At 63.5% G+C, this 24878-nt stretch carries 30 protein-coding genes; 8 read left to right on the top strand and 22 right to left on the bottom strand.

Annotated features, from left to right (window positions below):
* On the top strand, nt 1-946 hold a 946-nt coding region (locus Q0U08_RS05595; RefSeq protein ID WP_298090256.1), incomplete at its 5' end, for an AarF/UbiB family protein.
* A gap of 162 nt (nt 947-1108) precedes the next feature.
* Nucleotides 1109-1786 (top strand): sigma-70 family RNA polymerase sigma factor, encoded by a 678-nt coding sequence (locus tag Q0U08_RS05590; RefSeq protein ID WP_237751636.1) that lies wholly within the window; start codon nt 1109-1111, stop codon nt 1784-1786.
* A gap of 147 nt (nt 1787-1933) precedes the next feature.
* On the opposite strand, the gene Q0U08_RS05585 is transcribed toward Q0U08_RS05590, so the two are convergent.
* From Q0U08_RS05585 to Q0U08_RS05490, 20 genes are all read right to left on the bottom strand, one after another.
* Nucleotides 1934-2758, bottom strand: a complete 825-nt coding sequence (locus Q0U08_RS05585; RefSeq protein WP_018251271.1) for an SDR family NAD(P)-dependent oxidoreductase — start codon at nt 2756-2758, stop codon at nt 1934-1936.
* Complete coding sequence (locus Q0U08_RS05580; protein ID WP_030541330.1) at nt 2755-3741, bottom strand: aldo/keto reductase; 987 nt, start codon at nt 3739-3741, stop codon at nt 2755-2757. Before Q0U08_RS05580 ends, Q0U08_RS05585 begins: the two co-directional genes overlap by 4 nt.
* A gap of 68 nt (nt 3742-3809) precedes the next feature.
* The gene (locus Q0U08_RS05575) at nt 3810-4289 is read right to left on the bottom strand and encodes a DUF892 family protein (protein WP_018251269.1); all 480 of its coding nucleotides are present in this window, start codon (nt 4287-4289) and stop codon (nt 3810-3812) included.
* 424 nt (nt 4290-4713) lie between these two features.
* Nucleotides 4714-5349 carry a hypothetical protein gene (locus tag Q0U08_RS05570; protein ID WP_147037116.1) on the bottom strand — a complete coding sequence of 212 codons (636 nt, stop codon included), beginning with the start codon at nt 5347-5349 and terminating at the stop codon, nt 4714-4716.
* Between the two features lies 1 nt (nt 5350).
* Nucleotides 5351-5590 carry a hypothetical protein gene (locus tag Q0U08_RS05565; protein ID WP_147037115.1) on the bottom strand — a complete coding sequence of 80 codons (240 nt, stop codon included), beginning with the start codon at nt 5588-5590 and terminating at the stop codon, nt 5351-5353.
* Nucleotides 5581-6402, bottom strand: coding sequence for a serine protease (locus Q0U08_RS05560; protein ID WP_147037114.1), 822 nt, complete (start codon nt 6400-6402; stop codon nt 5581-5583). Before Q0U08_RS05560 ends, Q0U08_RS05565 begins: the two co-directional genes overlap by 10 nt.
* A gap of 48 nt (nt 6403-6450) precedes the next feature.
* Nucleotides 6451-6720 (bottom strand): HU family DNA-binding protein, encoded by a 270-nt coding sequence (locus Q0U08_RS05555; protein ID WP_147037113.1) that lies wholly within the window; start codon nt 6718-6720, stop codon nt 6451-6453.
* Between the two features lie 115 nt (nt 6721-6835).
* Nucleotides 6836-8044 (bottom strand): TniQ family protein, encoded by a 1209-nt coding sequence (locus Q0U08_RS05550; RefSeq protein WP_093067992.1) that lies wholly within the window; start codon nt 8042-8044, stop codon nt 6836-6838.
* Between the two features lie 3 nt (nt 8045-8047).
* Nucleotides 8048-8545, bottom strand: a complete 498-nt coding sequence (locus Q0U08_RS05545) for a TniB family NTP-binding protein (RefSeq protein ID WP_298090255.1) — start codon at nt 8543-8545, stop codon at nt 8048-8050.
* Nucleotides 8532-9179, bottom strand: a complete 648-nt coding sequence (locus tag Q0U08_RS05540) for a hypothetical protein (RefSeq protein ID WP_298090253.1) — start codon at nt 9177-9179, stop codon at nt 8532-8534. Before Q0U08_RS05540 ends, Q0U08_RS05545 begins: the two co-directional genes overlap by 14 nt.
* 261 nt (nt 9180-9440) lie before the next feature.
* The gene (locus tag Q0U08_RS05535; protein ID WP_042469217.1) at nt 9441-9710 is read right to left on the bottom strand and encodes an HU family DNA-binding protein; all 270 of its coding nucleotides are present in this window, start codon (nt 9708-9710) and stop codon (nt 9441-9443) included.
* A gap of 207 nt (nt 9711-9917) precedes the next feature.
* Nucleotides 9918-10694: an arsenical resistance protein ArsH gene (gene arsH / locus Q0U08_RS05530; RefSeq protein ID WP_042469215.1), complete on the bottom strand. Its 777-nt coding sequence runs from the start codon at nt 10692-10694 to the stop codon at nt 9918-9920.
* Complete coding sequence (arsN2, locus tag Q0U08_RS05525) at nt 10694-11128, bottom strand: arsenic resistance N-acetyltransferase ArsN2 (RefSeq protein ID WP_042469214.1); 435 nt, start codon at nt 11126-11128, stop codon at nt 10694-10696. The genes arsH and arsN2 overlap by 1 nt, the downstream gene beginning before the upstream one ends.
* Nucleotides 11125-12411 (bottom strand): arsenic transporter, encoded by a 1287-nt coding sequence (locus tag Q0U08_RS05520; protein ID WP_042469213.1) that lies wholly within the window; start codon nt 12409-12411, stop codon nt 11125-11127. The genes arsN2 and Q0U08_RS05520 overlap by 4 nt, the downstream gene beginning before the upstream one ends.
* Entirely contained in the window at nt 12411-12839 is a 429-nt protein-coding gene (gene arsC, locus Q0U08_RS05515; RefSeq protein ID WP_042469211.1) for an arsenate reductase (glutaredoxin), read from the bottom strand. The genes Q0U08_RS05520 and arsC overlap by 1 nt, the downstream gene beginning before the upstream one ends.
* An 11-nt stretch (nt 12840-12850) precedes the next feature.
* Nucleotides 12851-13183, bottom strand: coding sequence for a helix-turn-helix transcriptional regulator (locus tag Q0U08_RS05510; protein ID WP_042469209.1), 333 nt, complete (start codon nt 13181-13183; stop codon nt 12851-12853).
* A 187-nt stretch (nt 13184-13370) separates the two neighbouring features.
* Entirely contained in the window at nt 13371-16340 is a 2970-nt protein-coding gene (locus Q0U08_RS05505; RefSeq protein ID WP_061780289.1) for a Tn3 family transposase, read from the bottom strand.
* Nucleotides 16341-16431: 91 nt separating this feature from the next.
* A complete protein-coding gene (gene merA / locus Q0U08_RS05500; RefSeq protein WP_004213247.1) occupies nt 16432-17850 on the bottom strand; it encodes a mercury(II) reductase in 1419 nt (472 codons plus the stop codon).
* 37 nt (nt 17851-17887) lie between these two features.
* On the bottom strand, nt 17888-18217 hold the full coding sequence (locus Q0U08_RS05495) for a heavy-metal-associated domain-containing protein (RefSeq protein WP_082052513.1): 330 nt from the start codon (nt 18215-18217) through the stop codon (nt 17888-17890).
* A 12-nt stretch (nt 18218-18229) separates the two neighbouring features.
* The gene (locus tag Q0U08_RS05490; protein WP_014072602.1) at nt 18230-18625 is read right to left on the bottom strand and encodes a mercuric transporter MerT family protein; all 396 of its coding nucleotides are present in this window, start codon (nt 18623-18625) and stop codon (nt 18230-18232) included.
* 76 nt (nt 18626-18701) lie between these two features.
* Between Q0U08_RS05490 and Q0U08_RS05485 the strand changes: the two genes are divergently transcribed.
* Together Q0U08_RS05485 and Q0U08_RS05480 are read left to right on the top strand one after the other, a co-directional pair.
* Nucleotides 18702-19124 carry a helix-turn-helix domain-containing protein gene (locus Q0U08_RS05485; RefSeq protein WP_014072603.1) on the top strand — a complete coding sequence of 141 codons (423 nt, stop codon included), beginning with the start codon at nt 18702-18704 and terminating at the stop codon, nt 19122-19124.
* A gap of 170 nt (nt 19125-19294) precedes the next feature.
* On the top strand, nt 19295-19855 hold the full coding sequence (locus tag Q0U08_RS05480; protein ID WP_004213255.1) for a recombinase family protein: 561 nt from the start codon (nt 19295-19297) through the stop codon (nt 19853-19855).
* Between the two features lie 337 nt (nt 19856-20192).
* On the opposite strand, the gene Q0U08_RS05475 is transcribed toward Q0U08_RS05480, so the two are convergent.
* Nucleotides 20193-20681: a helix-turn-helix domain-containing protein gene (locus tag Q0U08_RS05475; protein WP_061780290.1), complete on the bottom strand. Its 489-nt coding sequence runs from the start codon at nt 20679-20681 to the stop codon at nt 20193-20195.
* Between the two features lie 423 nt (nt 20682-21104).
* Here Q0U08_RS05475 and Q0U08_RS05470 point away from each other — a divergent pair, with 423 nt between their 5' ends.
* On the top strand, nt 21105-21995 hold the full coding sequence (locus tag Q0U08_RS05470) for an Abi family protein (protein WP_232252443.1): 891 nt from the start codon (nt 21105-21107) through the stop codon (nt 21993-21995).
* A gap of 61 nt (nt 21996-22056) precedes the next feature.
* Here the strand turns inward: Q0U08_RS05470 and Q0U08_RS05465 are convergent, their stop codons facing one another.
* Nucleotides 22057-22326 (bottom strand): metal-sensing transcriptional repressor, encoded by a 270-nt coding sequence (locus Q0U08_RS05465; protein ID WP_042469202.1) that lies wholly within the window; start codon nt 22324-22326, stop codon nt 22057-22059.
* 86 nt (nt 22327-22412) lie between these two features.
* Here Q0U08_RS05465 and Q0U08_RS05460 point away from each other — a divergent pair, with 86 nt between their 5' ends.
* The 3 genes from Q0U08_RS05460 to Q0U08_RS05450 form a co-directional block, all read left to right on the top strand.
* Nucleotides 22413-23738 carry an MFS transporter gene (locus Q0U08_RS05460; protein ID WP_061780291.1) on the top strand — a complete coding sequence of 442 codons (1326 nt, stop codon included), beginning with the start codon at nt 22413-22415 and terminating at the stop codon, nt 23736-23738.
* A 41-nt stretch (nt 23739-23779) separates the two neighbouring features.
* Nucleotides 23780-24154 carry a hypothetical protein gene (locus tag Q0U08_RS05455; RefSeq protein ID WP_061780292.1) on the top strand — a complete coding sequence of 125 codons (375 nt, stop codon included), beginning with the start codon at nt 23780-23782 and terminating at the stop codon, nt 24152-24154.
* A 53-nt stretch (nt 24155-24207) separates the two neighbouring features.
* A partial coding sequence (locus Q0U08_RS05450) for a TolC family protein (RefSeq protein WP_298090252.1) occupies nt 24208-24878 on the top strand: 671 nt, incomplete at its 3' end.

Raw genomic sequence — 24878 nt, 5'->3', positions numbered from 1 at the left:
CGGCGTCCGGACGCCGGCCTTCTACTGGGATCAGGTCGGCCGCCGGATCAACGTGCAGGAGCGGCTTGACGGCATGCCCGTCCGCGAGGTTCTTGACGTGGCGGGTGAGGGCGGTGCTGACGTCGCCGGCAGATATGCCGATGCGGTGCTGCGGATGATCATCTTCAACGGTCGGTTCCACGCGGACCCCCATCCCGGCAACGTCTTTGTTCTGGCCGACGGGTCGTTGGCGTTCATCGACTTCGGGGCGGTCGGCGTGCTCAGTCCCGCCCGGCGGAACGAGGTTGTCACGCTCGTCCTTGCCATCGCGGGTGAGGACACACGATCGGTGACGGACGTACTGCTGCAATGGTCGGGCGAGACCGATGTCGATCGCCAGGCGCTGACCCGCGACCTCGACGCGCTGATCGGCCAGTTCCGCGGGGCGGTACTCCAGCAGATCGAGCTCGCCGACATCTTCGGCCGCGTGTTCGCGCTGCTTCGAACCTATCGTCTGGCGCTGCCGCCGGACCTCGCCCTGCTGCTGCGCACCTTGCTGATCGCCGAAGGGTTCGTGCGACGGCTCGATCCCGGCTTTGACATCACCGCGCGCGCCGCACCGATCGCGCGCGAACTGCTGCGGGAGCGGATCGGCCCGGCCGGCCTCAAGCGTGGCGGACGCCGGCTGGCGACAAGCCTTGGCCGTCTGGCCGCCGCCTCGCCCGAGCTGGTGGCCTTCGCCGAGCGGGTTGCGCGGTCGGGTGCGCTGCCGATCGAGTTGCAGAAAGGTGCCGTCTCCTCACCACCGGCATTGCCCCGGGGCGCAGATCCCAACGTCCTGTCCGCCGGCCTGCTGGTCGCCGGCGCGATCCTCCAGCACGACCATGATGTTGTTGGAGCAATCCTGATGGCTTCTGCGATACTCCTTGCCGGCTGCGCTTGGTACGCGAACAGGCAGCGGCGCTGACCTCTTGTTGTCAGCCTTTCATGTACCCAGTCGCGCGCGATTGTTTCGCTACTGATATTTCATCTCCGACGAGCGGAACGAACCAATCGGCTTGGCGTTTTCCGAAAGTAAACCGGTTGGTACCAAAGCAGCTGACCGGTTCGATTGAGCGAGGGGTTCCGCGTGTCCGAACAAACGGTTGACGAGCCGCATCTGCCATCTGAGGGCTGGTCGGACTTCGGTGCCGAGCTCAGCGCGCTTATGCCTAGTCTGGCGCGCTATGCGCGATCGCTGGCCAGGAATCCCGATACTGCACAGGACCTTGTTCAGGAAACCGTGCTGAAAGCCTGGCGCAGCCGCGCATCCTTCGAAGCCGGTACAAATATGAAGGCGTGGACCTTCCGGATCCTTCGCAACTCATTTCTTTCGCAGGTACGCCGTCGAGGCACGGTACAAGTTAGCGAGACCGCCGAACTCGCCGACATTCCGGTGGCGTCGAACCAGGAATCCGTTGTGACGCTGAGCGATGTTCGCCGTCTATGGCCGCGCCTGACGCCTGAGCAGCAGCGGTGCATCAATTTCATCGGGATCGAGGGATTGAGCTATGAGGAGACAGCCACAATCGAGCAGGTTCCCGTCGGCACAATCAAGAGCCGCGTGGTAAGAGGGCGGCAGATGCTGCGCGCACTCCTAGATCACATGAACAGCGATAAGGGATACAAAACGGAATCTCAGGTCGTGGCGGCCGGTGCAACCTGTCAGGCCGAGCCACCAGTTATCGACGAGGTGCACGAGAGACAGATCGAGCTGCTGCAAAGCTGGCGGACGAAGCGTGCGGCCGACCGCTGTTTGGTAGGCTGAGTGGGCCGGGATCTCTTGATCCCGGCTTCGTGCGGCCAATTTCAGGTCCTTTACCGTCTCGGTTAGCAGAAGACCTGTCGCTAGGGATATCGCACAAAAGGACGAAGAGACCACGGCTGGCCGAGCGGATATGTCCTGTGGTCTGCCCTAACAGCCTACATCCTCCAGCGTGTCAGTTGTGCGCTGACTTCCGGGCTGCTCTCCCATCCACCGCCGGGCATCCAGGCGCTTACCCGTCACCGCCGCGGCAGCGTCAGAGCAGAGCCAGAGCAAGGGCGGCACCACGATCTCGGGCGACAGCAGTCCGTCGCGTGCACTATCCGGCAGTCCTTCGGGAATCATGCCGGTCAGCGTCGCGCCCCCCGGCAGGAGCGCGTTCACCGTGATGCCGCTGTCCGCAAGGTCCTGCGCCCAGATCGCGGTCTCCGATTCCAGCGCCGCCTTGGACGGGCCGTAGGGCGAGAAGCCGCGCCGTCGCATCGTCTCGCGGTTCATCGAGATGTTGACGATTCGGCCCCATCCCGCCTCCAGCATGGCGGGGACGGCGGCGCGCGCCATCAGGAACGGGCCGTTGACGTTGGTGTCGGTCACCATGCGCCAAGTGTCGGGGGCGACCTCCCAAAACCGGGTCGGTTCTGTCAGGAAGGTGTCGCTCACATACTTCATGCCGCGCCCGGCATTGTTGACCAGGATGTCGAGCCGGCCGAAGCGCACGAGCGCCGCGCGCACGACTGCGGCACAATCCTCCACCCGCGTCACGTCGGCGAGCAGCGGCCGCACCCGATCGTCGCCGCATGCCCGCTCTGCCTCCCGTGCGACCGCTTCGACCTCGGCGAGTTCGCGCGCGGCGGTGGCGACGACCCGCACGCCGGCCTGCGCCAGCCCGAGCGTCATCGCGCGGCCCAGCCCGCGACCGCCGCCCGTCACGATCGCGACGCGGCCGGCAAGGCCGTGTCCGTCGCTCCCGCTCATCGGTTCAGCGCCTGCATCTGCGGCGCGGCGTAGCGCTCGCCCGCCGTTGCCCCCTTCGGCGCCGCGCGGTCGAGCCGCTCCAGTTCGCCTCGGGTGAGCGTCACGTCGAGCGCGCCGACATTCTCCTCCAGGTAGCCGCGGCGCTTGGTGCCCGGGATCGGCACGATGTCTTCGCCCTGCGCCAGCACCCAGGCGAGCGCCAGCTGGGAAGGGGTGCAGCCCTTCTCCCGCGACATCGCCTCGACCGCCGCGACGAGATCGAGATTGCGCTGGAAGTTCTCGCCCTGGAAGCGGGGGCTGTGCCGGCGATAGTCGTCAGGCGCGAGATCCTCCACCCGCCGGATCGCGCCGGTCAGGAAACCGCGGCCGAGCGGGCTGTACGGCACGAAGCCGATGCCGAGCTCGCGCACCGTGTCGAGGATCTCGCCCTCGGGATCGCGGCTCCACAGCGAATATTCGGTCTGCAGCGCCGCGATCGGATGCACGGCGTGCGCGCGCCTGACCGTGGCGGGCGCCGCTTCGGAGAGGCCGAGGTGGCGCACCTTGCCCTCGCGGACCAGCCCGGCCATCGCGCCCACCGTGTCCTCGATCGGCGTGTCGGGGTCGACGCGGTGCTGATAGTAGAGGTCGATCGTCTCGACGCCGAGCCGTCGCAGGCTCGCCTCGCAGGCGGAGCGGACGTAATCCGGGCGCCCGCACACGCCCTTGAAGGTGCCGTCCTCGCCGCGAACGTTGCCGAACTTGGTGGCGAGAACCACCGCGTCGCGGCGATCGCGGATCGCACGCCCGACCAACTCCTCGTTACGGCCTACCCCGTACATGTCGGCGGTGTCCAGAAACGTCACGCCGAGATCGATCGCGCGCTGAATGGTCGCGACCGCCTCGGCTTCGTCGGCCTGCCCATAGAATTCGGACATGCCCATGCAACCGAGGCCCAGCGCAGATACGCGCAGCCCGTCGCCCAGCTTTCGTTGCTCAAGCACCAATTATCTCCTGTTGTAAGATCATGCCGGTTGGCCAGTCGTCGGTAGCAAGGCGGGCCGGCACCGGTTCAGCCTTCAGACAGCAACTGCTCGGCGAGCTGGCTGTGCTTTTCGTCGGCCTGCTTGGCCTCGTCCGCGCACGCCTTCATGTCGCGCGCCGCATCGTCCATGCCGGTCTGCCGGCAGTAATTGGCCATGGTCCCGAACGAAGCGATCCAGTAATGAAGCGCGAGCTGCCCGCTGGCGATGATGCCGAGGTCGCGTGAGGCATCGTCCGGTGCCGCTTCGCGGATCCTGCGGCTCACCTCGTAATGCGCTTCGAGCACAGGGTTGTCCTGCTGATCGGCCGGGCCCGCCTGCTCGGCGGCGCGACGGATGCGGTCCGCCCATTGGCGGGAAGTCCGGTTGCCCTCTTCGAGCGCGGATCGCAGCGCCGGGTGGCGCGCGTCGTTGTTGATCTCGTCGGTCGCCTTGGCGGCGACGTCGCTGCCGGCCCGCATCGCGGACAATCCTTGCGCGACCAGCTTCTTCAGGTTGTTCTCGTTCATCAGGTTCGTCCTCGTCCTGCCGTGCCTCGTTCAGGCACGGTGAGGGATTCTAATCTCGTCGCTCCGTTCTGTTCCGTCGGTCCTTCCTCGATCAGAGCGCAATCAATGTTTGGAGCTCATGGCCGACCTCCCGGCCTGCACCTCCTGCGGCTTGCAGGAGCGGGCTGCGTGAACCAGCGCGGCAGGGCAGGCATGCGGGAAGCTCGGACCGGCGTTGCAGGCGTGAATAGCGTCGTAAGCGGTCCGAACCGAGCCGAAGCGGACCTTCTTGAGAGCCTTCCCGACAGGAGCATGCTGACGGTGGCTCCAGGCTGAAGTGATTGGACGGAGGCGCTGCAGTGACGGGAGCCCGCGGAAAATATCGCTCAGATGCTTAACATAATCTATGTTATCGGACCGGGAGCGTAACGGCTTTTGAGGTGTCTTACGCCGCCCCGATCGCGGCCGGCGCTTCGATCAACCAGCGGCCGACGATCCGCTCGAAGTCGACATACGGGATCCGATCGGGATCGAACTCTAGCACGGCCGCCAGATCGGGCAAGTCGGCTAGAAACGCCTCATAGACGCGCTGCACGCGGTCGGCGCTAGGCAGCTCGCGGCGCGATACGTTGGCGAGCCAATCACGCGCCTCGCGGAGCGCACGAGCCGGGTCGCCGCCATGCCCATGGATGTCCATACCGGCCAGATCGGAGATGAAACGCTGGTATCGGAACTGCTCCACGTCGAGGATCAAGACACGCTTGGCCTTCTGATGTTTGCCGCCGTAGCGCTTGGCGCCAAGGAACAGCCCGAGTTCGAGCGGCATGTTAAAGCGCGGCAGGTTGTTGACCGCGTCCAGCTCGGTGCGTGACAGGTCATGGATGCCGTAGCGGCACTGCTCGATCAGCGCGAAGATCTTGTCGATCCGGGTCTGGCCACCGTCATCTAGTTCGCGCGCCGAGCGCGGGCGAAAGCCGCAGACTAGGATGGCGAAGATCAGCGCGCGGAACGTTGGCGCGAAGGCATCGTCGAACGGGCAATTGATAAAGACGTCGTCCGTCGACGTCTGGACCGCCGGCAAGCTACTTCTTCTTGGCCAAAACGCTCTTCACTGCCGCGGCGATACGCTGGTCAGAGACGGTCGCTTTCTTGGTCGCCACCGGCGCCAGAACGTAACGGCCCGTCGCTGCGCTGCGCCCGAGCACGCCCGCCTTGCTGCCCTTGGTGGTGATCGTATCGGACCGGGTCGCCATGACAGTGATATGCGCCTCCCCTTCCCGCCGCGCAAGCGGCGTCCATGGCACCAGTCCGACTAGCGCCATCGTTCCCCGTCGCCGACGTCGAAGCTGATTGCATCGGCAAAGGGCCGGAGCACCTCGCTCGGAAGCGCATAGGTGATCGGCAGGCTGATTTCGCCCACGGTGAGCCCGCTCGTCACCATGCCGAGCACCGCCCCGGTCCTCGGATCGCATACGACTCCCCCGCTGATCCCGCCAAGCGCCACCGAGCTGATCTGGAACAGCCTGGTCTCGCCGCGCTGAATGGCCGGGATCACAGCGCTGACGATGCCCTCGAAGAACGACGGCTGCACCAGGCCGCGGTTCGTCGAGTTGGAGAAGAACATCGCCTTGCCGAGCGGAAAGCCGCCGATCAGCACCCGGTCGCCCACCCCAACCTTCGTCGAATCCCCCCATCTCACCGGCGGCACGTCGTAGGGCGCCTCCTTGCTCTCGGTCGCAGGACAGATCAGGATGCCGGCGTCGATACCCGGACCGCCGTCCTCAAAGCGCTGATCATAGTAGCGCATGACAGCCGCGAACGGGTACGGCCGTTGCGCCTCTACGCCGTTCAGCCGGCTGTTCGCCCAGAGGTAGGCCTCATGCTCCTTGATGCGGAGCGCTTCCACGACGTGCCAGCAGGTGTATAGCTTGCCGCGGCCGACCTGGAAGGCAGTGCCTTGGATGTCCAGTACCCAGTCTACATGGGCTGGGTCTTGAATGGCGATATGGAGCGCGAGGTCGCCCTTGGGCACGCCCGCCTTGTTGCCCACGGGTACGATTGATCGTGCGAGGCGGGAGATCGGCGTATCACGCCCGCGCGACGCCCAGGGCACGCGCTCGAGCGCCTCCTTCAAATTGGCCGGTTTCGGAGCGGGCCTTCGATTGTGCGCGGCCACGAGCGCTCAGAGCCGATCCTTGAGCGCCTTGGCCGGCGTGAACGTCAGCTTCTTCGACGGCGCAATCGTGATCGCCTCGCCCGTGGCCGGATTGCGGCCGCTGCGCTCGCTCATATTTCTCACCTTGAACTTGCCGAAGCCCGGCAGGTTGATTTCGTCACCAGCCGCGGCGGCCTGGCCGATCGCGTTCAGCGCCGCGTCGAGCAACTCGCGCGCCTGTTTCTCCGTCGTGCCGAGCTGGTCGGCGACCTGCTTGGCGAGATCCTTGGTGTTCATGCTGTCCGCTTCCCCTGTTTGCCGAGCCGATGTCATAGCGGCGAAGCCACCCGCGGCAAACCGTCGCTCCGCCCGTTGCCGACCGGGATCGCCGTCCCGCTTCAGCCGTGAGTCCTCAGGCAGGAAGGTCCGCCAGACTGCCGCGCCAACCTGGATCTCCGGGGCGCCTGATCAGGCTGGTGAAGCCGAGCTCCGCCCGGATCGCCTCAAAGCGTGCAAGTACATCATCGACGTCGATCCCTGATGCTTCATGCAGGACGCGCATGCGTTCCCGCAGGGCTGCCGGCCACCGCTCGCTGCCTCGGATCAGCATGGCCTGCACGCGTGTCGTGGCGTTCTCGAATAACCACTCGAGCTTCTGGGTCTTGACTTCGGAACCCGACGACCTAGTCCAGTACCAAAGGGAGAACAGCACGCTAATCTCCTCGCGCGAGATGATTGCGATCACCGCGCACAGTACCTTGGCCCTCATTCTCGGTGAAAGCTTGGGGAAGGAAGCGTCCGCCCAATTGCGAGGCCGGTGATGCGGAACAGCGCCGATGAACTCGCTTTGATATCGGTTGATCAAGCTGGTTTGGTCCAGATTGCGCGCGAGCAGCGCCTTTGTCAGATCGTCGAGCAGAGCCAGGAACTCGGACGGCTGGACCTCGCCTACCCCGAACCAGTGCGACGGATGGCCGAGCCAGGCGGCTCGCAAGCATTTCTCAAATGCCAGCAGCATCTCGAACTGTCGGGCGCCGCGCCGATCGTCGCTGGCCCACTCGCTGGCGGGGACACGATGGACAATGGTGTGAAGGAGCTTGCGGCAGTCGGGGCAGATCAGTTCGGTCGCGCCGTTGATGTGCACAAAGGTCGGCCCGCGAGTGGGCACGCAGCTGCGGCAGCCTTCATACCGCCACCGCAAATGACGATGACAGAGGACCAGCGGCAGAGCTGTGTCGCGATCAAGGTAAGCCCCGCCTGCCTTTCGACCTTCTTCAAGGCAAGTGGGACACCAGCAAGAGTGCAGAGGGTCCAGGGCATGTCTGGCCCGATCGGTGCAGCGCAGCCAATCCACGGCAAGGTTCGGCCAAGCCCGTCGGAGTTCCAGCGCGGCCACGCATTCCGGAGCCAATGCGAACGCCTCAGCGATACGATCCCGCTCGCCGGAATCGAGTTCGACGTCCACGCCGCCAGGAGCGACGTCGCCGTTCCGCAGCAGGCTGGCACGCAACCCCTCCACTTCCATGTCGTAGACCGCCGCAGTTCTGCCCAGCCAGGACGAGATCAGCTCGTCCGGATGCGGACGCGGGGCGACCGGCAGCGGGGATGCGTCGACTACCATCGCTCATGCAGTGCCCACCGCGCCCGACCCTGGCCGCCCTCGTCGTTTCGCGATCTCCTTCATGGTGACGCTGGGAAGGACAAGATCATCGGCGTCCAAGTCTTCGGGACCGATCATCTCCGCGCCCCGCCGGATCGCCCGAACGGCGAGGTTCTCAACAAGCCGGAAAATACGGCCGGTATTCCCGTCGGTCAGCTCCAGCAGCCTGGCCCTGAACAAGTCCTCGGCGAGCGGCGACGGATTTCGGAGCGGCAGGATGGCGGCCAGCGTCACCAAGAGCAGCCGAAAGGCTTCGTCATCTCGCCAGCGCACGAGCTCGATCGCATCGAAGCGATCGGCGAGCGCTGCGTCCGTCAAGAGCGCCGCCCTCGCCTCGTGGTTGCCCGTGCAGACCAATGGCATTCGCAGGTCGTTGGCGAAGTAGCGGATCGTGTTCAGGAAAATGCGTTGCTGGCGCGGTGTGCAGGCCAGCATATGGTTGATCTCGTCAAGTAACAGCATGCGCGCGCCGACCTGCCCCATCAACCGGCGCGTAAGCTGCCGGGCGCGTCCGAGATCGGAACCTGATCGATTGTTCCTCGTCCAGCGCGAGCTGCTGGACGGTGCCCTCGTATGCGATCGTGAAGCACTCGTGGCTCGTCTTTGTCAGCACATAGGCGACGACAAACGAGTCTCCCTTCTTGACCGCTTGGACGGCCGGGTTGAGCCAGCCGAACGCGATCGCGTCGGTCTTCCCGCTAACTGCTTCCCGCTGCACCAACCAGTGCGCGATCGAGCCCGTCGCGGCTCCGATGAGGAGCATCGCGAAAAGCCACATTTCCAGCGCGAGGTCGGACGCATCGCGTGCCCCAGCGCCGCCGCGGGCGAGCGCGCGATAGATATTTGGATCGAAGCCGGGGTCGAAACAGACGCTTGTCGCCCGGCACCATGCCGCCTGGGCGGCGAAGAAGCCGGTTCCCAGAAGGTGCCCTGCGATGGTGCCGAACACCACGATGAACAGCGTCACCGTAGAGTTCGGCCGGTCCGGGGTTGGGCTGAGGAAATCGGTGCGCTCGCCGACGCGCCACCCTGCCCAGAAGCAGAGCCCCAGGAAAAGCAGCAGCAGTGCGAGGAACAGCGAGTAGCTGAACGTCACGGCCGTTACGCCGTGGCGGGAACCGCTACATCCTTGCTGTCGCGGTCACCGCCAGCGCTTGGATCGACCACATATACGCCGTTCTCGACGCGCGAGGCCTGACGCACGGCCGCCCACGTGCCGAACCTCCCCTTCACCTGCCGGGCCAGCCGCATAGATTTGGCAGTGTTCACGCGCCTGTCATTCTCCAACGCCTTAGATAGCGAATAATTCGTGAACATCCAACACGTGGCCGGGCGACGCCGGCCGGTGCTGTCGAGCCTACAGTCGGTCCTTAAGCGCCTTGGCCGGCGTGAATGTGATTTTCTTCGACGCCGCGATCGTGATCGCCTCGCCGGTCGACGGATTGCGCCCGGAGCGCTCGGGCGTGTCCTTCACCTTGAATTTGCCGAAGCCGGGAAGCGATATCTCCTCACCCTTGGCGGCCGCCTCCGCGATACCCTCGAGGAGCCCAGCCATGACCTCGAGGGCCTGCTTCTCGGTGACGCCCCGCTTGGCGGCAACGTCCTTGGCCAGATCCTTGGTGTTCATCGTCAAGCACGCTCCCCTTCATCTGTCGCTGTAGCGACCTGAAGCGATAATCGCGTCAGCGCAAGACAGGTAGCGCTCGACGATCCAGCTGACGCCTGGGGAGGCCGGCCACGCAGGTTGAAACCCGTAGGTTTCTCAAAGCGCAGAGCACAAGCCGGATTAGCCGGCGGGACCACATTAGCGTGGCTCGCTTCGGCAAACGTCGCATCAGCCGCCTGCCTTGACGGCGTGCCGGCCACGCGGTTTGGCCGCAATCGCTATGCTCGACAGATCGGTCGCGCGGTCGATTGGCACGCCCGCCGCTTTCCGCTCTGAGTAGCGATCAACAAGCTGAACCGCGTGCGGGCGCAGCAGCACCGTGAACCGCACCAGTTCCTCCATCATATCCACGATCCGGTCATAGTAGCTGGACGCCTTCATGCGCCCCGCGTCATCAAACTCGTTGAACGCCTTGGCAACGCTCGATTGGTTCGGGATCGTGATCATTCGCATCCAGCGACCCAGCACGCGCAGCGTGTTGACGCTGTTGAACGATTGCGATCCGGCCGACACCTGCATGACCGCCAGCGTGCGCCCCTGTGTCGGACGCATCCCGCCCATAGAAAGCGGCAGATGATCGATTTGAAGCTTCATAATGCTCGTGATCTGGCCATGCCGCTCCGGGCTGCACCACACCTGCCCTTCCGACCATAAGGACAGCTCGCGCAGCTCGTGGACGGCCGGATGGTCGTCGCCAGCATGTTGGTCAGGCAGCGGCAGGGTCGATGGATCAAAGATGCGCGTCTCGCAGCCGAAGAACCGGAGCAGGCGTGCCGCTTCCTCAACGCACAGCCGGGAGAAGGACCGTTCGCGCAGCGAACCGTAGAGCAGAAGGATACGCGGCGCGGGATCGAGCGGGCCGAGCCTCACGGCGGGTCGCTGGATGGCATAGGCCGGATCGAGCGCCGGCATGATATTGGGATCGGCGAGCGTGCGGAGCGGCATCAGAGGGCTTTCACGAGGTAGGCGGCCGACGCGGGGCACAGTGCGGTGAATTCGCGCGATGCGGCGATGGCCGAGGGAGCAGCGCCGCGATCGGCATCGGCATAGCCGAGCGCCCGGAAGAATGGTGCGGCCGTGGTCGTCAGGAGGTGCAGGCGCTCCACCCCGAGGTCGTGCGCCTGTCGTTCGAGGGCGGCGACCAACACCCGCCCGAGGCCATGTCGACGTCGATCGGGGACGACGACGATCGAGCGGAGCAAGCGGTCGGACCCTTCTCCCTCGAGCCCACCGAAACCGACGAGGCTATCGGCCTCAATCCGGATGATCAGGCGGCCGGGATCGGCGATATCGGCACTCGGCAGGTCCGCGGCATCGAGCAATTGTGCCAAGCCAGCCAGACCGGCAGGTTCGAGCAACGTGGCGACCGTTCTGGTCATGCGATGCTAATCCTGATTGCAAGCGCCGCGAGCGTGATGAGCAGCACCGGTACGGTGAGCGTGACGCCGACACGGAAGTAATAGCCCCATCCGATCCGCACGCCCTTTTGCCCGAGGACATGGAGCCAGAGCAGCGTCGCGAGTGAGCCGATCGGCGTCAGCTTGGGGCCGAGATCGCAGCCGATCACATTGGCGTAGATCATCGCTTCCTTGATCGCGCCGCTCGCGTGCGTGGCGTCGATCGAGAGCGCGCCCACCAGCACCGTCGGCATATTGTTCATAACCGACGACAGGACCGCTGCGATGACGCCCGTTCCTAGCGCCGCGCCCCACACGCCGCCTTGCGCGGTGCGATCCAGCAGTGCTGCCAGATGGTCGGTCAGGCCGGCGTTTCGCAGGCCATAGACGACCAGGTACATGCCGAGCGAGAAGATCACGACCTGCCAGGGTGCGCCGCGCAGCACCTTGGCCGTTGGGATCACATGGCCTCGCCCCGCGATCACCAGCAGCAGGATCGCGCCGGCAGCGGCGACGGCGCTGACAGGGACGCCGAGCGGTTCGAGCAGGAAGAAGCCGGCGAGCAGCAGTGCAAGAACGATCCAGCCCGCGCGGAATGTCGCGGCATCGCGGATCGCGTCACGCGGCGCGCGCAGCGCGCCTACGTCATAATCCGCCGGTATGTCGCGCCGGAAGAACAGCAGCAGCGCGCCAAGCGTCGCTGCGATCGACACCAGGTCGACCGGCACCATCACGGACGCATAGTCGCCGAACCCGATCCGGAAGAAGTCGGCCGACACGATGTTGACGAGGTTCGACACGACCAGCGGTAGGCTGGCGGTGTCGGCGATGAACCCCGCCGCCATGACGAACGCCAGCGTCGCCTTGTCGTTGAAGCCCAGCGCCCGCAGCATGGCGATGACGATCGGCGTCAGGATCAGCGCCGCGCCGTCGTTGGCGAACAGCGCGGACACCGCCGCACCGAGCAGCACGATCAGAACGAACAGCCGGCGACCATGCCCCCTCCCCCAGCGCGCGACATGGAGCGCCGCCCATTCGAAGAATCCGGTTTCATCGAGGAGTAGGCTGATAACGATGATCGCGACGAACGCGGCTGTTGCGTTCCAGACGATGCCCCACACCACCGGCACGTCGGACAGCGTGACGACGCCTGCAAGCAGCGCCACGACGGCCCCGCCCATCGCGCTCCACCCGATCCCGAGGCCTTTGGGTTGCCAGATGACGAGCGCGATCGTCGCAACGAAGATCAGGACAGCAAGGAGCATCAGGCGACGCGCTGGCCCGATGCGTCCACCACTTGCTCGCCGTCTTCCTTTGCGAACGCTCCGAGCTGATTGGTCGGCAGCAGGTCGAGCACGGCTTCGGAGGGCCGGCAGAGCTTCACGCCGAGCGGCGATACGACCAGCGGCCGGTTGATGAGGATCGGATGCGCCATCATCGCGTCCACCAGCGCGTCGTCGGATAGCGACGTGTCGCCCAAGCCCAACTCCGCATAGGGCGTCCCCTTCTCGCGCAGCAGTTCGCGGGGTGTCATGCAGGCGCGATCGATCAGCTCGACCAGCAACGCGCGGGCTGGAGGGGTTTTCAGATACTCGACCACGTGCGGCTCGATGCCGGCGTTGCGAATAAGGCCGAGCGTGTTGCGCGACGTGCCGCACTCGGGGTTGTGATAGACGACGACATCGACGGCCACAGGGCGTCCTTTCAGCAGCAGGGGGTGAGTTCGGCGACGAGCGGCGCGCACAGCTCCGCATTGCCGGCGCAGCAGTCCTTGACGAGGAACAGCGTCAGCGCGCGCAGGCCGTCCAGATCGACACGGTAGATGATCGAGCGGCTATGCCGTGCGGAGCGGACCAGGCCAGCGCGGGCGAGGATGCCGAGGTGCGCCGACAGGGTGTTCTGCGGCACGTCGAGCTGACGCGCGATATCGCCGGCAGCCAAACCATCCGGTTCGTGCCGTACCAAGAGGCGGAACGTGTCAAGGCGCGTTCCTTGTGCAAGAGCACCCAGCGCCGAGATGGCATCCTCGTTTTCCATATATCCAGCATAATGGATATGCTTGGTGTGTCCAGCCCCGTATACCCTGCCTTACCGGTCGTTGGCCGGGATGGTTGGGGCCAGGGCTTGGTTGATGCGACAAGCAGCGACCCTGTTGCGGCTACCAGGCGTCACCTCAAGGTTTGTTCGCCAGACAACGATTTCTCGGACATAAGCGGAACATGGGCTACGCTACACGCTTCAACCGCGCCATTGGCTCGTTGAGTGGGTGGAATTCACCTGCTGGAAGTCGCCTGGCCTGCTCCCAGAGGTAATCGCCGGTCAGACTGATGTGCGCCCAGCCCATCGGAGAAAGGTGCGCAAGCAGTGCCGCATCGAACGTCGTGCCGACAGCGTTGAGGTGCTGGGCGGCCCGGTCGAGATAGACCGTGTTCCAGTAGGAAATCGCCGCAATCAGCAGGTTCAGCCCAGATGCGCGAAATTCCTGATTTTCCAGCGAGCGATCGGTGAACCGACCCTGCCGGTTGGTATAGATGGCGGCGGCAAGCGTGTGCCTCGCCTCGCCTTTGTTGAGACCGGCCTGACAGGCACGTCGCAGTTCCGGTTGTTCAAGCCAATCGAGCGTGAACAAAGTGCGCTCGATACGGCCCAGTTCAGCCAATGCAAAATCCAGCCTGTTCTGGCGTTTGTAGGCGGCAAGTTTTCGCAAGATTACTGACGGCGCCACCGTGCCATCCTTGATTGAGGCGACAATCCTGACGATGTCATCCCAATCGGCCTCGATCGCTGCCGTTTTGATGGTGCGGCCCATCAGATTTTTGATGCCCTTGTATGTCGATGGCGCAGCGATCGAACCCAGCTTGCGGTCGCCAATATCGCGCAGCCGGGGCGCGAAGCGGAACCCGAGTAGGTGGCAGAGTGCGAAAACATGATCGGTGGCGCCGCCGGTATCGGTATAGTGCTCATGCAACGGAAGGTTGCCGGCGCCCAGGACAAGCCCGTCGAGCACGTAAGGCGCTTCACCTGCCGTCGCGGACATGATCCGTGATCCGAATGATGCGAAGTGATCGGAAAGGTGAGAATAGATTTTCACGCCAGGTTCGGCGCCATATTTGGCATTGACGTCCGCCGCCCCTGAACGGCTCCGCCCCGACCGGAAGAACTGGCCATCGGACGACGAACTGGTGCCAGCGCCCCAATGCCGCGCGAAGGGTAATTCGTGATGGGCTGAGATGATCATGGCCAGCGCGGCCTGATAGTTCTCGGGTGAAAGATACCAGTTGTGGGTCCATGCGAGTTGGGCATAGCTGACGCCTTCGCTGGCATTGGCCATCCGCTCCAGCCCGAGGTTGGTGCCATCAGCCAGAATTGCGGCGAGTACCGTGCTGGGGTTGTCGTGCTCCTTGCCTGAGCGCAGGTCACGGAATGCGTTCAAAAAACCAGTGCGTTCGGCGACTTCAAGCAGCAGCTCGGTGATGCGCACGCGGGGAAGCAGGGTATCGAGCTTGCGATCGAGGGCTTCAGCTTCCGGTGGGGTGACAGGCGGCATTTGCTGAAGCTTGAGCCGGTCTCGTTCGAGCGACACTCCCTCAAGCTTGTTTGTTTTCAACTGCTTGGCAAATCGGCGCAGCCGCCAGTCAAGATTTCGTGCCCGGTCAGCGAGGTAGGATGCAGCATTTGAATCGAACGGAAGCACATCCGCCACTTTGGCGGCGTCGCGCCGACCCAGCAAATAGGCATCGAAGCGCTGATAGTTGCGGGTTCCCTCGATCCATACATCACCGGCGCGCAAACGATCACGCAAGGTTGCCATGATCGCAATTTCATAACGTCGGCGGTCGATACGGCCGCTTTCGGTGATGAGACGCTTCCACTGCCGATTGGGGAATGGCAGTGGAACGCCATCGGGAAGGTCGCGCGACTTTCGTGTGTTCGCATCGCGAATGACATCGATGGCTTTGATCAGTGCCGTCCCTGTTCCAGACGCCTTGAAGGTGAAGGTGTCCAGAAATGCCGGGCTGAGACGCCGTAGCGTGGCGTAACGCTCGGTTGCCGTTACCAGTGCGTCCTCGCCGGCAAGATCAGCAAGGGCATCTACTTGGGCCTTTGCCGCAACAAGCCGGTGCCAGCCCACCGCTTCGTCAATCAATTCGAGCGGATCGCCGCCATTCTGGACAGCCTCATCAAGTGCTGTAATCGTGGCGCCAAACAGCCGCATGAGTTGCCCCACCGACTGAATACTATCTTGGTAGCGACGCTCGCGCCCACGCCGCGCGCGCGTGAACATGCCGCCGATAAGTCGGTCAAACATTTGGATCGCGGCATCGGCAAGTCTGGCCTCAAGGTCGATCACTGCGGCCGTCAACGTCGCCCGCCTGCGATTGACGCTGTAATCCGAAAGCAGGAATGCCGGTGCCACGCCGCCCTCGCGGACAAATTGGGCAAAGCGGAATTCCGGAATGGCGCCCCCAACTACCGGGTGGATACCTATGCCGCGAACATAGCGCAGGCGCTCAAGCAAGCCATTGATATTGGCCGCAGTCGGGGCTTCTTCGAAATTACGCAACCACGCCAGCGGTGTCATGCCGAAATCCGGGTTGTTGATTACGAGTTCGTCTAGCCGTGTCAGTTCAGCAGAGCTGAGGCCTTCGACGATTGCGGCTGCGGCAGCTTTGCGTGCGCGTGCCCGGCCAGCAAGACCGGCGCGTTCCAGTGTGTCGCCCGACGGAAGAATGAACCGCTCACCCTTCAGGCCAACCATGAGGGCGCGAACAATCGGTTCACCTCTGTCTGTATACTCGGCGGCTTGCGCGGCAAGATTCAGGGCAAGTGCCAGGTCGCCGCGTCGAAACGGGCGTATGCCAAGATAACGCGCCACGAGATCGGCATGATCGGTACGGGTTTGCGCGCGCTGACCATATGCAGAGAAGGAGGAAGGATCGACGAATAACTGTGCCGCGAGGTACTGAAGAATGACGTCGGGAAGCCCGATCTCGGGTTGCAGACCAAAGCCGGGATGTCGCATCAAAGCGATTTGTGCAGCCAGACCGAGGCGATTTGCTGGACCATAGCGGCGCCCAACCAATTCAACATCTTCCGCAGAAAGGGTATAATGCCCAATGATCGCGGTTTCTTGGACAGGAGGATCGAACAGGCGCCGGCGCTCGTCTCCGGTCAGAAGTCGGCGTCGTGCCATTTTGCTCTCCCGCTGAGGCGAATAACAAAATTGACACCAAAGCGGCTTGCACTGGAGGGAGGCCATTCGTTGCCGGTTGATCCCCGAGCAATCACCCGGCGCAGCAAGACAGTTTGGCGACATCCTTATCAAACGTTTGGGCCGCCAGTTTGAGGCCTTCCACAGTGGTCAGGTAAGGAAATATCGTTGCACCCAATTCCAGGGTGGTCATGCCGTGTTTGATCGCCAGCACCAGTGTCTGGATCGAATCCGCGCCTTCGGGTGCCATGATCTGGCCGCCCAGCAAACGGTCGTTCGCCTTGTCGGCAATCAGTTTGATGAGACCCCGCGTATCGCGTGCTGCCAGTGCCCTTGGCACAGCATCGAGCGGGAGCAGCGAAACCTTGATGTCCAGGCCTTGCGCCCGTGCTGTCGTTTCAGTGAGGCCGGCGCTGGCGACTTGCGGGTCGGTGAAGACGACGGATGGCATGGAGGAATTGTCGTAGCGGTATTGGTTGCCCGTCACCGCGTTGCGCGCGGCCAGTTTTGCGCCATAGGCGGCCATGTAGACGAACTGGTCCCGTCCCGTTACATCGCCCGCCGCGTAAATGCCTGGAACCGACGTTTCGAGGTGGTCATCGACGACGATTCCACCATTACGGGCAAGCACTATGCCGCGCTCCTCCAGCCCAAGCCCGTCGCTATTGGGTCGGCGTCCGGTGGCGATGAGCACCTGTTCCGCCGCGACGGTGTCACAATGCCCCTCGCAGGTCAATTCGACCCCGCTCTGTGTTTGGGCGATACGCTGATAGCCGACACCTGCGCAAACCCGCACGCCCTCGGCTTCCAAATAGTTTTTCAGCGCGGCACTCACTTCCGGGTCCATTTCGGGGAGCAGGCGGCTTCGGCAGCAGATGGTGACATCAACGCCCAGACGCGAAAACATCTGTCCCAGTTCTACCCCGATCACCCCGCCACCGATCACCAGCAGCGATTTGGGCAAGCGATCCAGCGCCAGCGCCGATGTGCTGGTTAGGTAGGGCACGCTGTCCATCCCCGGAATCGGCGGCACGGCGGCGTGCGCACCCATCGCCAATATGACCTTGCCGACCTTCATGGGCGCATCGCCGACAATCAGCGCACCATCGGCAAAGCGTGCCTTGCCCTCGATATAGCTCACACCGTCATAGGCGGGCAGCAGATCGACATATTTTTTTTGGCGCAGCGTCGTGACAAGATCGTCCTTCGACGCCGCCAATACGGACCAGTCATCCATCTGGACAGCGCCCCCAAGGCCGGGAAAGCGCGCGGCGGCAAGCCCACCATGCACCGCTTCGGCGGCGCGGATCAGCGTCTTGGAAGGAACGCAGCCAACATTGACACAGGTGCCGCCAATCGTGCCGTGACCGACGAGCGCCACTTTCGCGCCCAGATCGGCAGCGGCGATCGCGGCGGAGAACCCGGCAGAACCCGCGCCGATGACGGCCACGTCAAATCCTTCCTGCCCGGGGCGGTTGCAACAGTCGTTCATTGCTTATCGCTTTCTTGAGGCGCTGGCGGCGCCCCGCTCAGTTTTGAATAGCGCGCGCCGGATAACCCGCGTTGGTTGATGCAGCGGCAATCGCAGCAGCATTGGTGCGGCGCGGGTCATAGGTTGCGCGCGCGGTCTTGGCTGCGAAATCGACCGTGACCGCCGTTACCCCGGCGACGCCTTCCATCGCCTTCTTCACGGTGATCGGGCAGGTGGCGCAGGTCATGTTCTCTATGGCAAAGGTGGTTTGCTTCTGAGCGGTTGCGGTAGCCGCGGGGCGATCTTGCGCCGTGCCACTAACTGCATAGGCGACCCCGCCGCCAGCCATAGCCAGCACGGCCATAGCGATACATACTGTCTTTTTCATGGGTATTTCCTTTCAATAGAACCAGGGTGCCCACCAGTCGATGGTGAGCGCCAGGATGGCGACGGCAAGGCCCAGCCACAGCACCGCCTTGGTGGTCCAAGCCGATTGTGGACGAGCGCAGTAGGAACCGTCTTCACAGGGCGGTTTCGGCTTGAAATAGACATGCCAGAAGCCGTAGCCGAGCAGCGCGAGCGTTACGCCTGCGACATAGGGCTTGTAAGGTTCGAGCGCCGTCAGGTTGGCGATCCACGCGCCGGAAATTCCGAGCATAACCAACAGTAGCGGGACGACGCAGCAAGCCGAGGCGAGCCCCGCGCCGATCAATGCGCCCGCCGCAACCCAGTTTGCCTGCTTCGGCTCGTGGTTTTCGGTGAGGGCTGGCTGTCCCGCTTCCGGCGTTGAGACCATGGCTTGAATCCCTTGTTCCAACTGAGTGATTCGCAGTGTAGGCTCTGTAGCCACTACAGACTCAAGAGGTATTTTCATGGAGCAACAGGTCGGCATCTTGCGTGCCCAGCTTGCCCGGAAAACAGGCTGCAATCTCGAAACCATCCGCTATTACGAGAAGGTGGGATTGCTGCCGGGGCCGCCTCGCAGTTCCAACGGCTACCGCGTCTATTCGCCGGAACTGGTGCAAAGGTTGCAGTTCATCCTGCGCGCGCGCGACCTTGGCTATGCAATGGATGAGATACGGTCATTGTTGTCGCTCACCGATACCGGTGCACAAACCTGCGCGGAGGTTATGGCGAGAACCGAACTCCACCTTGAAGATGTCCGCCGCCGCATTGCAGATTTGCAGAAGATAGAGGTGACGCTGGCGACCACGTTAGCCAGATGCACTGGAGATGACGTTGCCGAATGTCCCATCCTGGAAGCACTCCAGTTTTTACCCCATCAAGGCAATTGACGCCATCTTTGAGGGATTTGATTTTGTGATGTCAGCTTGGAGTATAGCCTAACCGGACGTCAGGGCGCTACCGCGGTTTCTGTCAGATTAGGGTACTAAACGGAATTTGTTGACGAATGTCGTTGCGTATCATAGATTTCAACCTGACATTTTGATGGAGAGAGTGCGCAGTGAAGGGGCAACGGATCGGCTATGTCCGGGTCAGCACGTTCGATCAGAATGTGGATCGCCAATTGGAAGGTCAGTCGCTCGATCGGACCTTCACCGACAAGGCATCGGGCAAGGACGTCAACCGCCCCCAGCTTGAGGCTCTGCTCACTTTCGCCCGCGAAGGCGATACCGTCGTCGTCCACAGCATGGATCGGTTGGCCCGCAATCTGGATGACCTGCGCAAGCTGGTCCAGGGCCTCACCAAGCGAGGTATCCGGATCGAGTTTGAGAAGGAAAGCCTGTCCTTCTCGGGGGAGGACTCCCCGATGGCCAATCTGATGCTCTCGGTCATGGGTGCGTTTGCTGAGTTCGAGCGCGCCCTGATCCGCGAACGGCAACGCGAAGGCATTGCGATCGCTCGGCAGCGCGGCGCCTATCGGGGGCGGAAACGGTCGCTCTCGGATGAGATGATTGCCGATCTGCACCGCCGCGTTGCCGCCGGTGAACGCAAGGCGACCATCGCGCGCGACATGGGCATCAGCCGCGAAACCCTCTACCAGTACCTTCGCGCCGCTGCCTGACACCAATGTTCACATTATGTCCGGAAAATCGTTGTTCAGCGTACAAAGCTTGAGGTGACGCCCGATAGTCCCCGGCATAGGCCACGATGACATGGTTGAGCTTGCCGCATGAAGGGCAGGTCGATTGGCGTGTCTCTTCGGTATAGCTCATGAGCTTCCCCGGGGTTTGGGGTCAGCGCCCCGCTGTGCTAAATCAGCGAGCGTAGGGATTGGCGGCGTCATTACCCCTTTTGGAAGGGGGCCATGCTTCTGCCCGAAGCGCCAATCCCTACGTTCCGAACCGGCCTTGGACTGACCGGCCCCACACGCCGCTTTCGCGGCGCGCGATCCTTGAAACCTATGCCGTTTTCGTCTCAGCCTTCGCGCGTCGGCGCTTGTTCTGATCCGTCACCTTCTCGAACTCCGGCGCGATCGTCTCCAGCTTGGCGATCAGTCCGGACAGATCGTAGCCATTGCTGTCCTGGCCCTTGTGCCGCTTGAAGCGCTCGACCCGTTTGATGAAACCCTTCGTCTCCAACGCGGTCAGGTGCCGCTGAACCGTCCGTGCGTCCTTGCCCATACGGCGGGCGATCGTGTCCTTGGCAGGATGCGGATCGTGATCGGCCGACCACCAATGGCTGATGAGCTGAAGCAGCACGTTCAACTCGTCAGGCTTCAGACCCATCTTGGCCTGGCCCCACAACAGGATCGACGGGATCATGCTGTAGCCACGCGACAGGACGGCATCCGGCCACTTGTCCTTCCGCTTCTTCGGCTTCGCCACCGCCGCGATCGAAAAGACGTTCGATCCTGCCTCCTTTGTGGTATCGTCGGGTTGCTTGCTCATGATGGTGGAAATAGCACATTCGCGCACCATTTCCAGAGGGGGTGGGGAGACAAAAACGTCGCCCACTCGGAGACATTGTTGTCCCTAGTGAGGGAGGCACCAATGTCTCACGAAGCACAGTGAGCCCGTAAACACGATACCGTGTAATCAGGATAAGGAAGCATATAGGGCGGAGACAGATTTGCCTCCCCCAAAATTTGTCGGAGCGCGTTTGCCTCGCCCGAGCGGTCACGCGGCGACCCGCCGTCAATTTTTAATTGAATCCTCAGACCCGAACATCTAGATAGAGGACAACATGGCCGTCCCCGCTGTTGCCTATGGCATCAAGGGGCGGCCTTCTTCATATCTGGGGCGATGCTTCCGCCCTACGCCAAACCCCATCTCAGCTTCGCCGACCAGCTCGCCCTCCTTGAAGGCCGCGGTTTGGGCGTCACCGACCAAGCCAAAGCCATCCGCCATCTTGAGCGAATCGGCTACGGTCGCCTGTCGCCCTATTGGCAACCGCTGCAAGAGCGCATCCCCGATCCCGACGATGCCACGCGCACCATTCGCACCGACCAGTTTCAAGCCGGTGCCGAGTTTCGCCATGCCGTCGATCTCTATCTCTTCGACAAGCAGCTCCGCTTGCTCTTCCTCGATGCCATCGAACGGATCGAAGTCGCGCTGCGCGTCGATCTCGCCCATGCGCTCGGGAATCGTGACCTGTTCGCCCATCGATCGGTCGCCTACCTCGATCCCAATCGTGCGAACGCTAATTTTAAAGGCACGACCCGGCACCTGAGCTGGTTGGCGAAGGCGGACGATTCCGTCGACCGCTGTAAAGACGATTGGGTGTCGGAGTTCTACAATACCTACACGCCGCCAATGCCGATCTGGATGGCTGTCGAGGCATGGGATTTTGGAACGCTATCCTGGCTGCTCGAAATGGCGCATCCCAACGACCGTTTCGCCATCGCAAAACGCTATAATCTGCTCCCCGACACGCTGGTGAGCTGGATCAAGAGCCTTGCCTTCGTGCGCAACATCAGCGCGCATCATTCCCGGCTGTGGAATACCGGCATCATCAACCAGCCCCAGGTGCCCAAAGCGTTCGAGGCGCCGCGCATGGTCCATATCGGCAACGACGTCGTGCAGCGGAACCGTGTCTATGGCGCGGCGGCAGTTGCCTCCTATCTCGCCAAGCGGATCAATCCGGGCACATCGTGGAGTGGCCGGATGAAAGCACATTGGCTTTCCTTCCCCGAAATGCCATTCGCCAGCGCCGCGCAGGGCGGGTTTCTCGAAGGCTGGGATCAGGAAGCGATCTGGGCCTAATGCGCCCGGTAGCGGTCTTCAGGAGGTGTGCCACGTGGCACACCCCTCGCCGCGCGGCGCATCACCAGTATTTTGAGATCGCGCGGAACTGCTCCACCGCCGCCTTGGTCCCCTCACCTTCTTCGGCATGGACTAGGCAATGGTCGATATGATCGTTGATGAGCGCGCGCTTGGCGCTGGCGATGGCGTTTTCGACCGCTTGAAGCTGTTGCGCAATATCGACGCAGGGGCGCTCCTCTTCGATCATGCCGACGATGCTACGCAGATGACCAGCGACGCGGTTGAGCCGTTTGACGATTGCGGGGTGGCTGGTGTGAGCGTGATGGGCCATCCCCTTATTTAGTGCGCGTGAGGGGCTGCTGTCGAGTATCCCCCAGGGGGGATAGACTCGATCCCCCGGGGGGATATAGCGCGATCATGCTCAGTGTCCTCGCCAACCGCACGTATCGGCACCTTTTCCTCGCGCAGATCATCGCGCTTGTAGGAACGGGACTGGCGACGGTCGCGCTCGGCTTGCTCGCTTACGACATAGCTGGCGGCAGTGCCGGGGCGGTGCTGGGGACTGCGCTTGCGATTAAGATGGTCGCCTATATCGGCGTCGCGCCGATCGCCGGCGCGTTCGCCAATCGCGTGCCACGCCGTGCCTTGCTGGTCGGAATGGACGTGATCCGCGCCGGTGTCGCCATTTGCCTGCCGTTCGTGAACCAAGTCTGGCAGGTCTATATCTTGATCTTCGTCCTGCAATCGGCATCGGCCGCGTTCACGCCAACCTTTCAGGCTACGATCCCGGACGTCCTCCCGGAGGAACGCGACTATACCCGCGCGCTGTCCCTGTCCCGCCTCGCCTATGACATGGAGAGCCTGACGAGCCCGATCCTCGCGGCCGGTCTTTTGACGGTGATGAGCTACCACTGGCTGTTCTCGGGCACCGCGATAGGCTTTGTCGCGTCGGCGCTGCTGGTCGTATCGACCGTCCTGCCCCGACCGGCGCCGGTTGAGGCCGAGGGCGGCATCTACGACAAGACGACGCGGGGCACGCGTATATACCTCGCGACGCCTCGCCTGCGCGGATTGCTGGCGCTGACCCTCACCGCTGCCGCCGCGAGCGCAATGGTGATCGTCAACACCGTCGTTATCGTGAAAGGCATGGGCCTAAGCCAGCGCGACGTCGCGTTGACCCTCGCCGCCTTCGGGGGCGGCTCGATCACCGCTGCGCTGACCCTGCCTCGTATCCTCGATCGGATTGCGGATCGGACCGTCATGCTGGTCGCCGCCGCTATCCTGACGTTGGCGCTCGCGGCCCTCGCCGCGATCACCGCCATCATGCAGCCAGGCCCGGCCTACTGGCATGTCCTGCTCGGCGGATGGTTGGTGCTGGGCGTCGCCTATTCAGCGAGCGTCACGCCATCGGGACGGCTGCTACGTCGGTCGGCGAACGCCGATGATCGCCCCGCATTGTTCGCGGCACAATTCGCACTCAGCCACGTCTGCTGGCTGGTCTGCTATCCGCTCGTCGGCCAGCTCGGCGCTCGCGTCGGAATGGAGGCGGCGTTCGGTGCGATGGCCGTTCTTGCTGCGATCGGCACCCTCGTCGCCGTCCGTATATGGCCCGCGAACGACCCCGACGTGATCGCGCATGAACATAGCGACCTCGCCGCCGATGATCCGCATCTCGCGGTCCACAGCCACGGCGAACATCCCTATGTGATCGACCGTCGCCATCCAAAATGGCCGGGTAAGTGATTTCCTTGCCCCGTTCCCAACGTCCGCCTACGCTGCGCACGATGGCGATGCGTCGTTCCTCTTCCGCGCTGTTCGGAGCCGTGCTGGCGCTCGTCGCCATGCTCGGCCTCGTCGCGGCGTCGTCGTGGCACAGCGCGATGGTCCATGACCATGTGCCCGTGCAAGTCGCCGCCGTCGACCATGACCATGACCATGCGGCTGCGGCCGAGCATAACGATCACGCTCCCGCCAAGCAGACTGGCGGCGACAGTCCGGTGCATGTTCTCGCTCATGCCGCTGGTCATTGGGTCGCCTTCGACGGGCCGACGACTGCGAAAGTGCCGGCGATCGTCGCCGCTCGCGCGTGGTCGATCCTCACCACATCGCTGGCGAGCGGTATCGATCCTTCCAAGCTCCTGCGCCCTCCCCGCGGATGAGTCTCGCCGGCGCGTGACGCGCCGACAGACTTACCCCTGGAGGATTATGGATTATGAACGGCAGTTATCGCCGGCAGCGCGTGCTTGCGCTGGCCGGCACGCTCGCGGCGCTATGGCCCGCGGGTGCAGCGTGGTCGCAGACCGCGCCCCCTTTCGCACAGCTTCTGAACCAGACGCGCGATGTGCCCCGCGTCACGGTCTTGGAAGCCCGCCTCCGGCAGGTGCAGGCTGAAACAGAACTCAACACGCTTCAGGCCGACCTCGAAAACGCGCGCGCCCTCAAGACGGCCGCGCTGGCACGCCTGTCCGCGCTGGCCGGTATTACAACCCCCTTCACCGGCCTGTCGGAATCACTCTTGGATCGGCTCGACGCCAAGCCGGCGTTCGGCCCCATCGACCCTATGCAGGCGACGATGGTGCGCGTTGCAGAAGCCGAACGGGACGCCGCAGCGCGAGCGGTGACGGTGCAACAGCGCCTCGCCATCCCCAACGTCACCGCGCAGCTCGGCGTGCGCCAGCTTCGCGTCGCGAGCGGCCCCGCCGTCGTTGCCGGCATATCCGTCCCGCTGCCCCTCTTCGATCGCAACCGGGGCAACATCTCGGCGGCACGTGCCGAACTGCAAGGTGCCGAGGCGCGTGCCGCAGCAGCCCGGCTCGAAGCCGAGGCGGGGACACGCGCTGGTCTCGCACTGGTAGAGGCAGCCGACGCTCGCGCCGCTGCCGC

It is taken from the genome of uncultured Sphingomonas sp., from assembly GCF_946477935.1.
Classification (GTDB): domain Bacteria; phylum Pseudomonadota; class Alphaproteobacteria; order Sphingomonadales; family Sphingomonadaceae; genus Sphingomonas.
The sequence above is the reverse complement of the archived record's forward strand: the minus strand, read 5'-3'. Positions and strand labels throughout refer to the sequence as shown.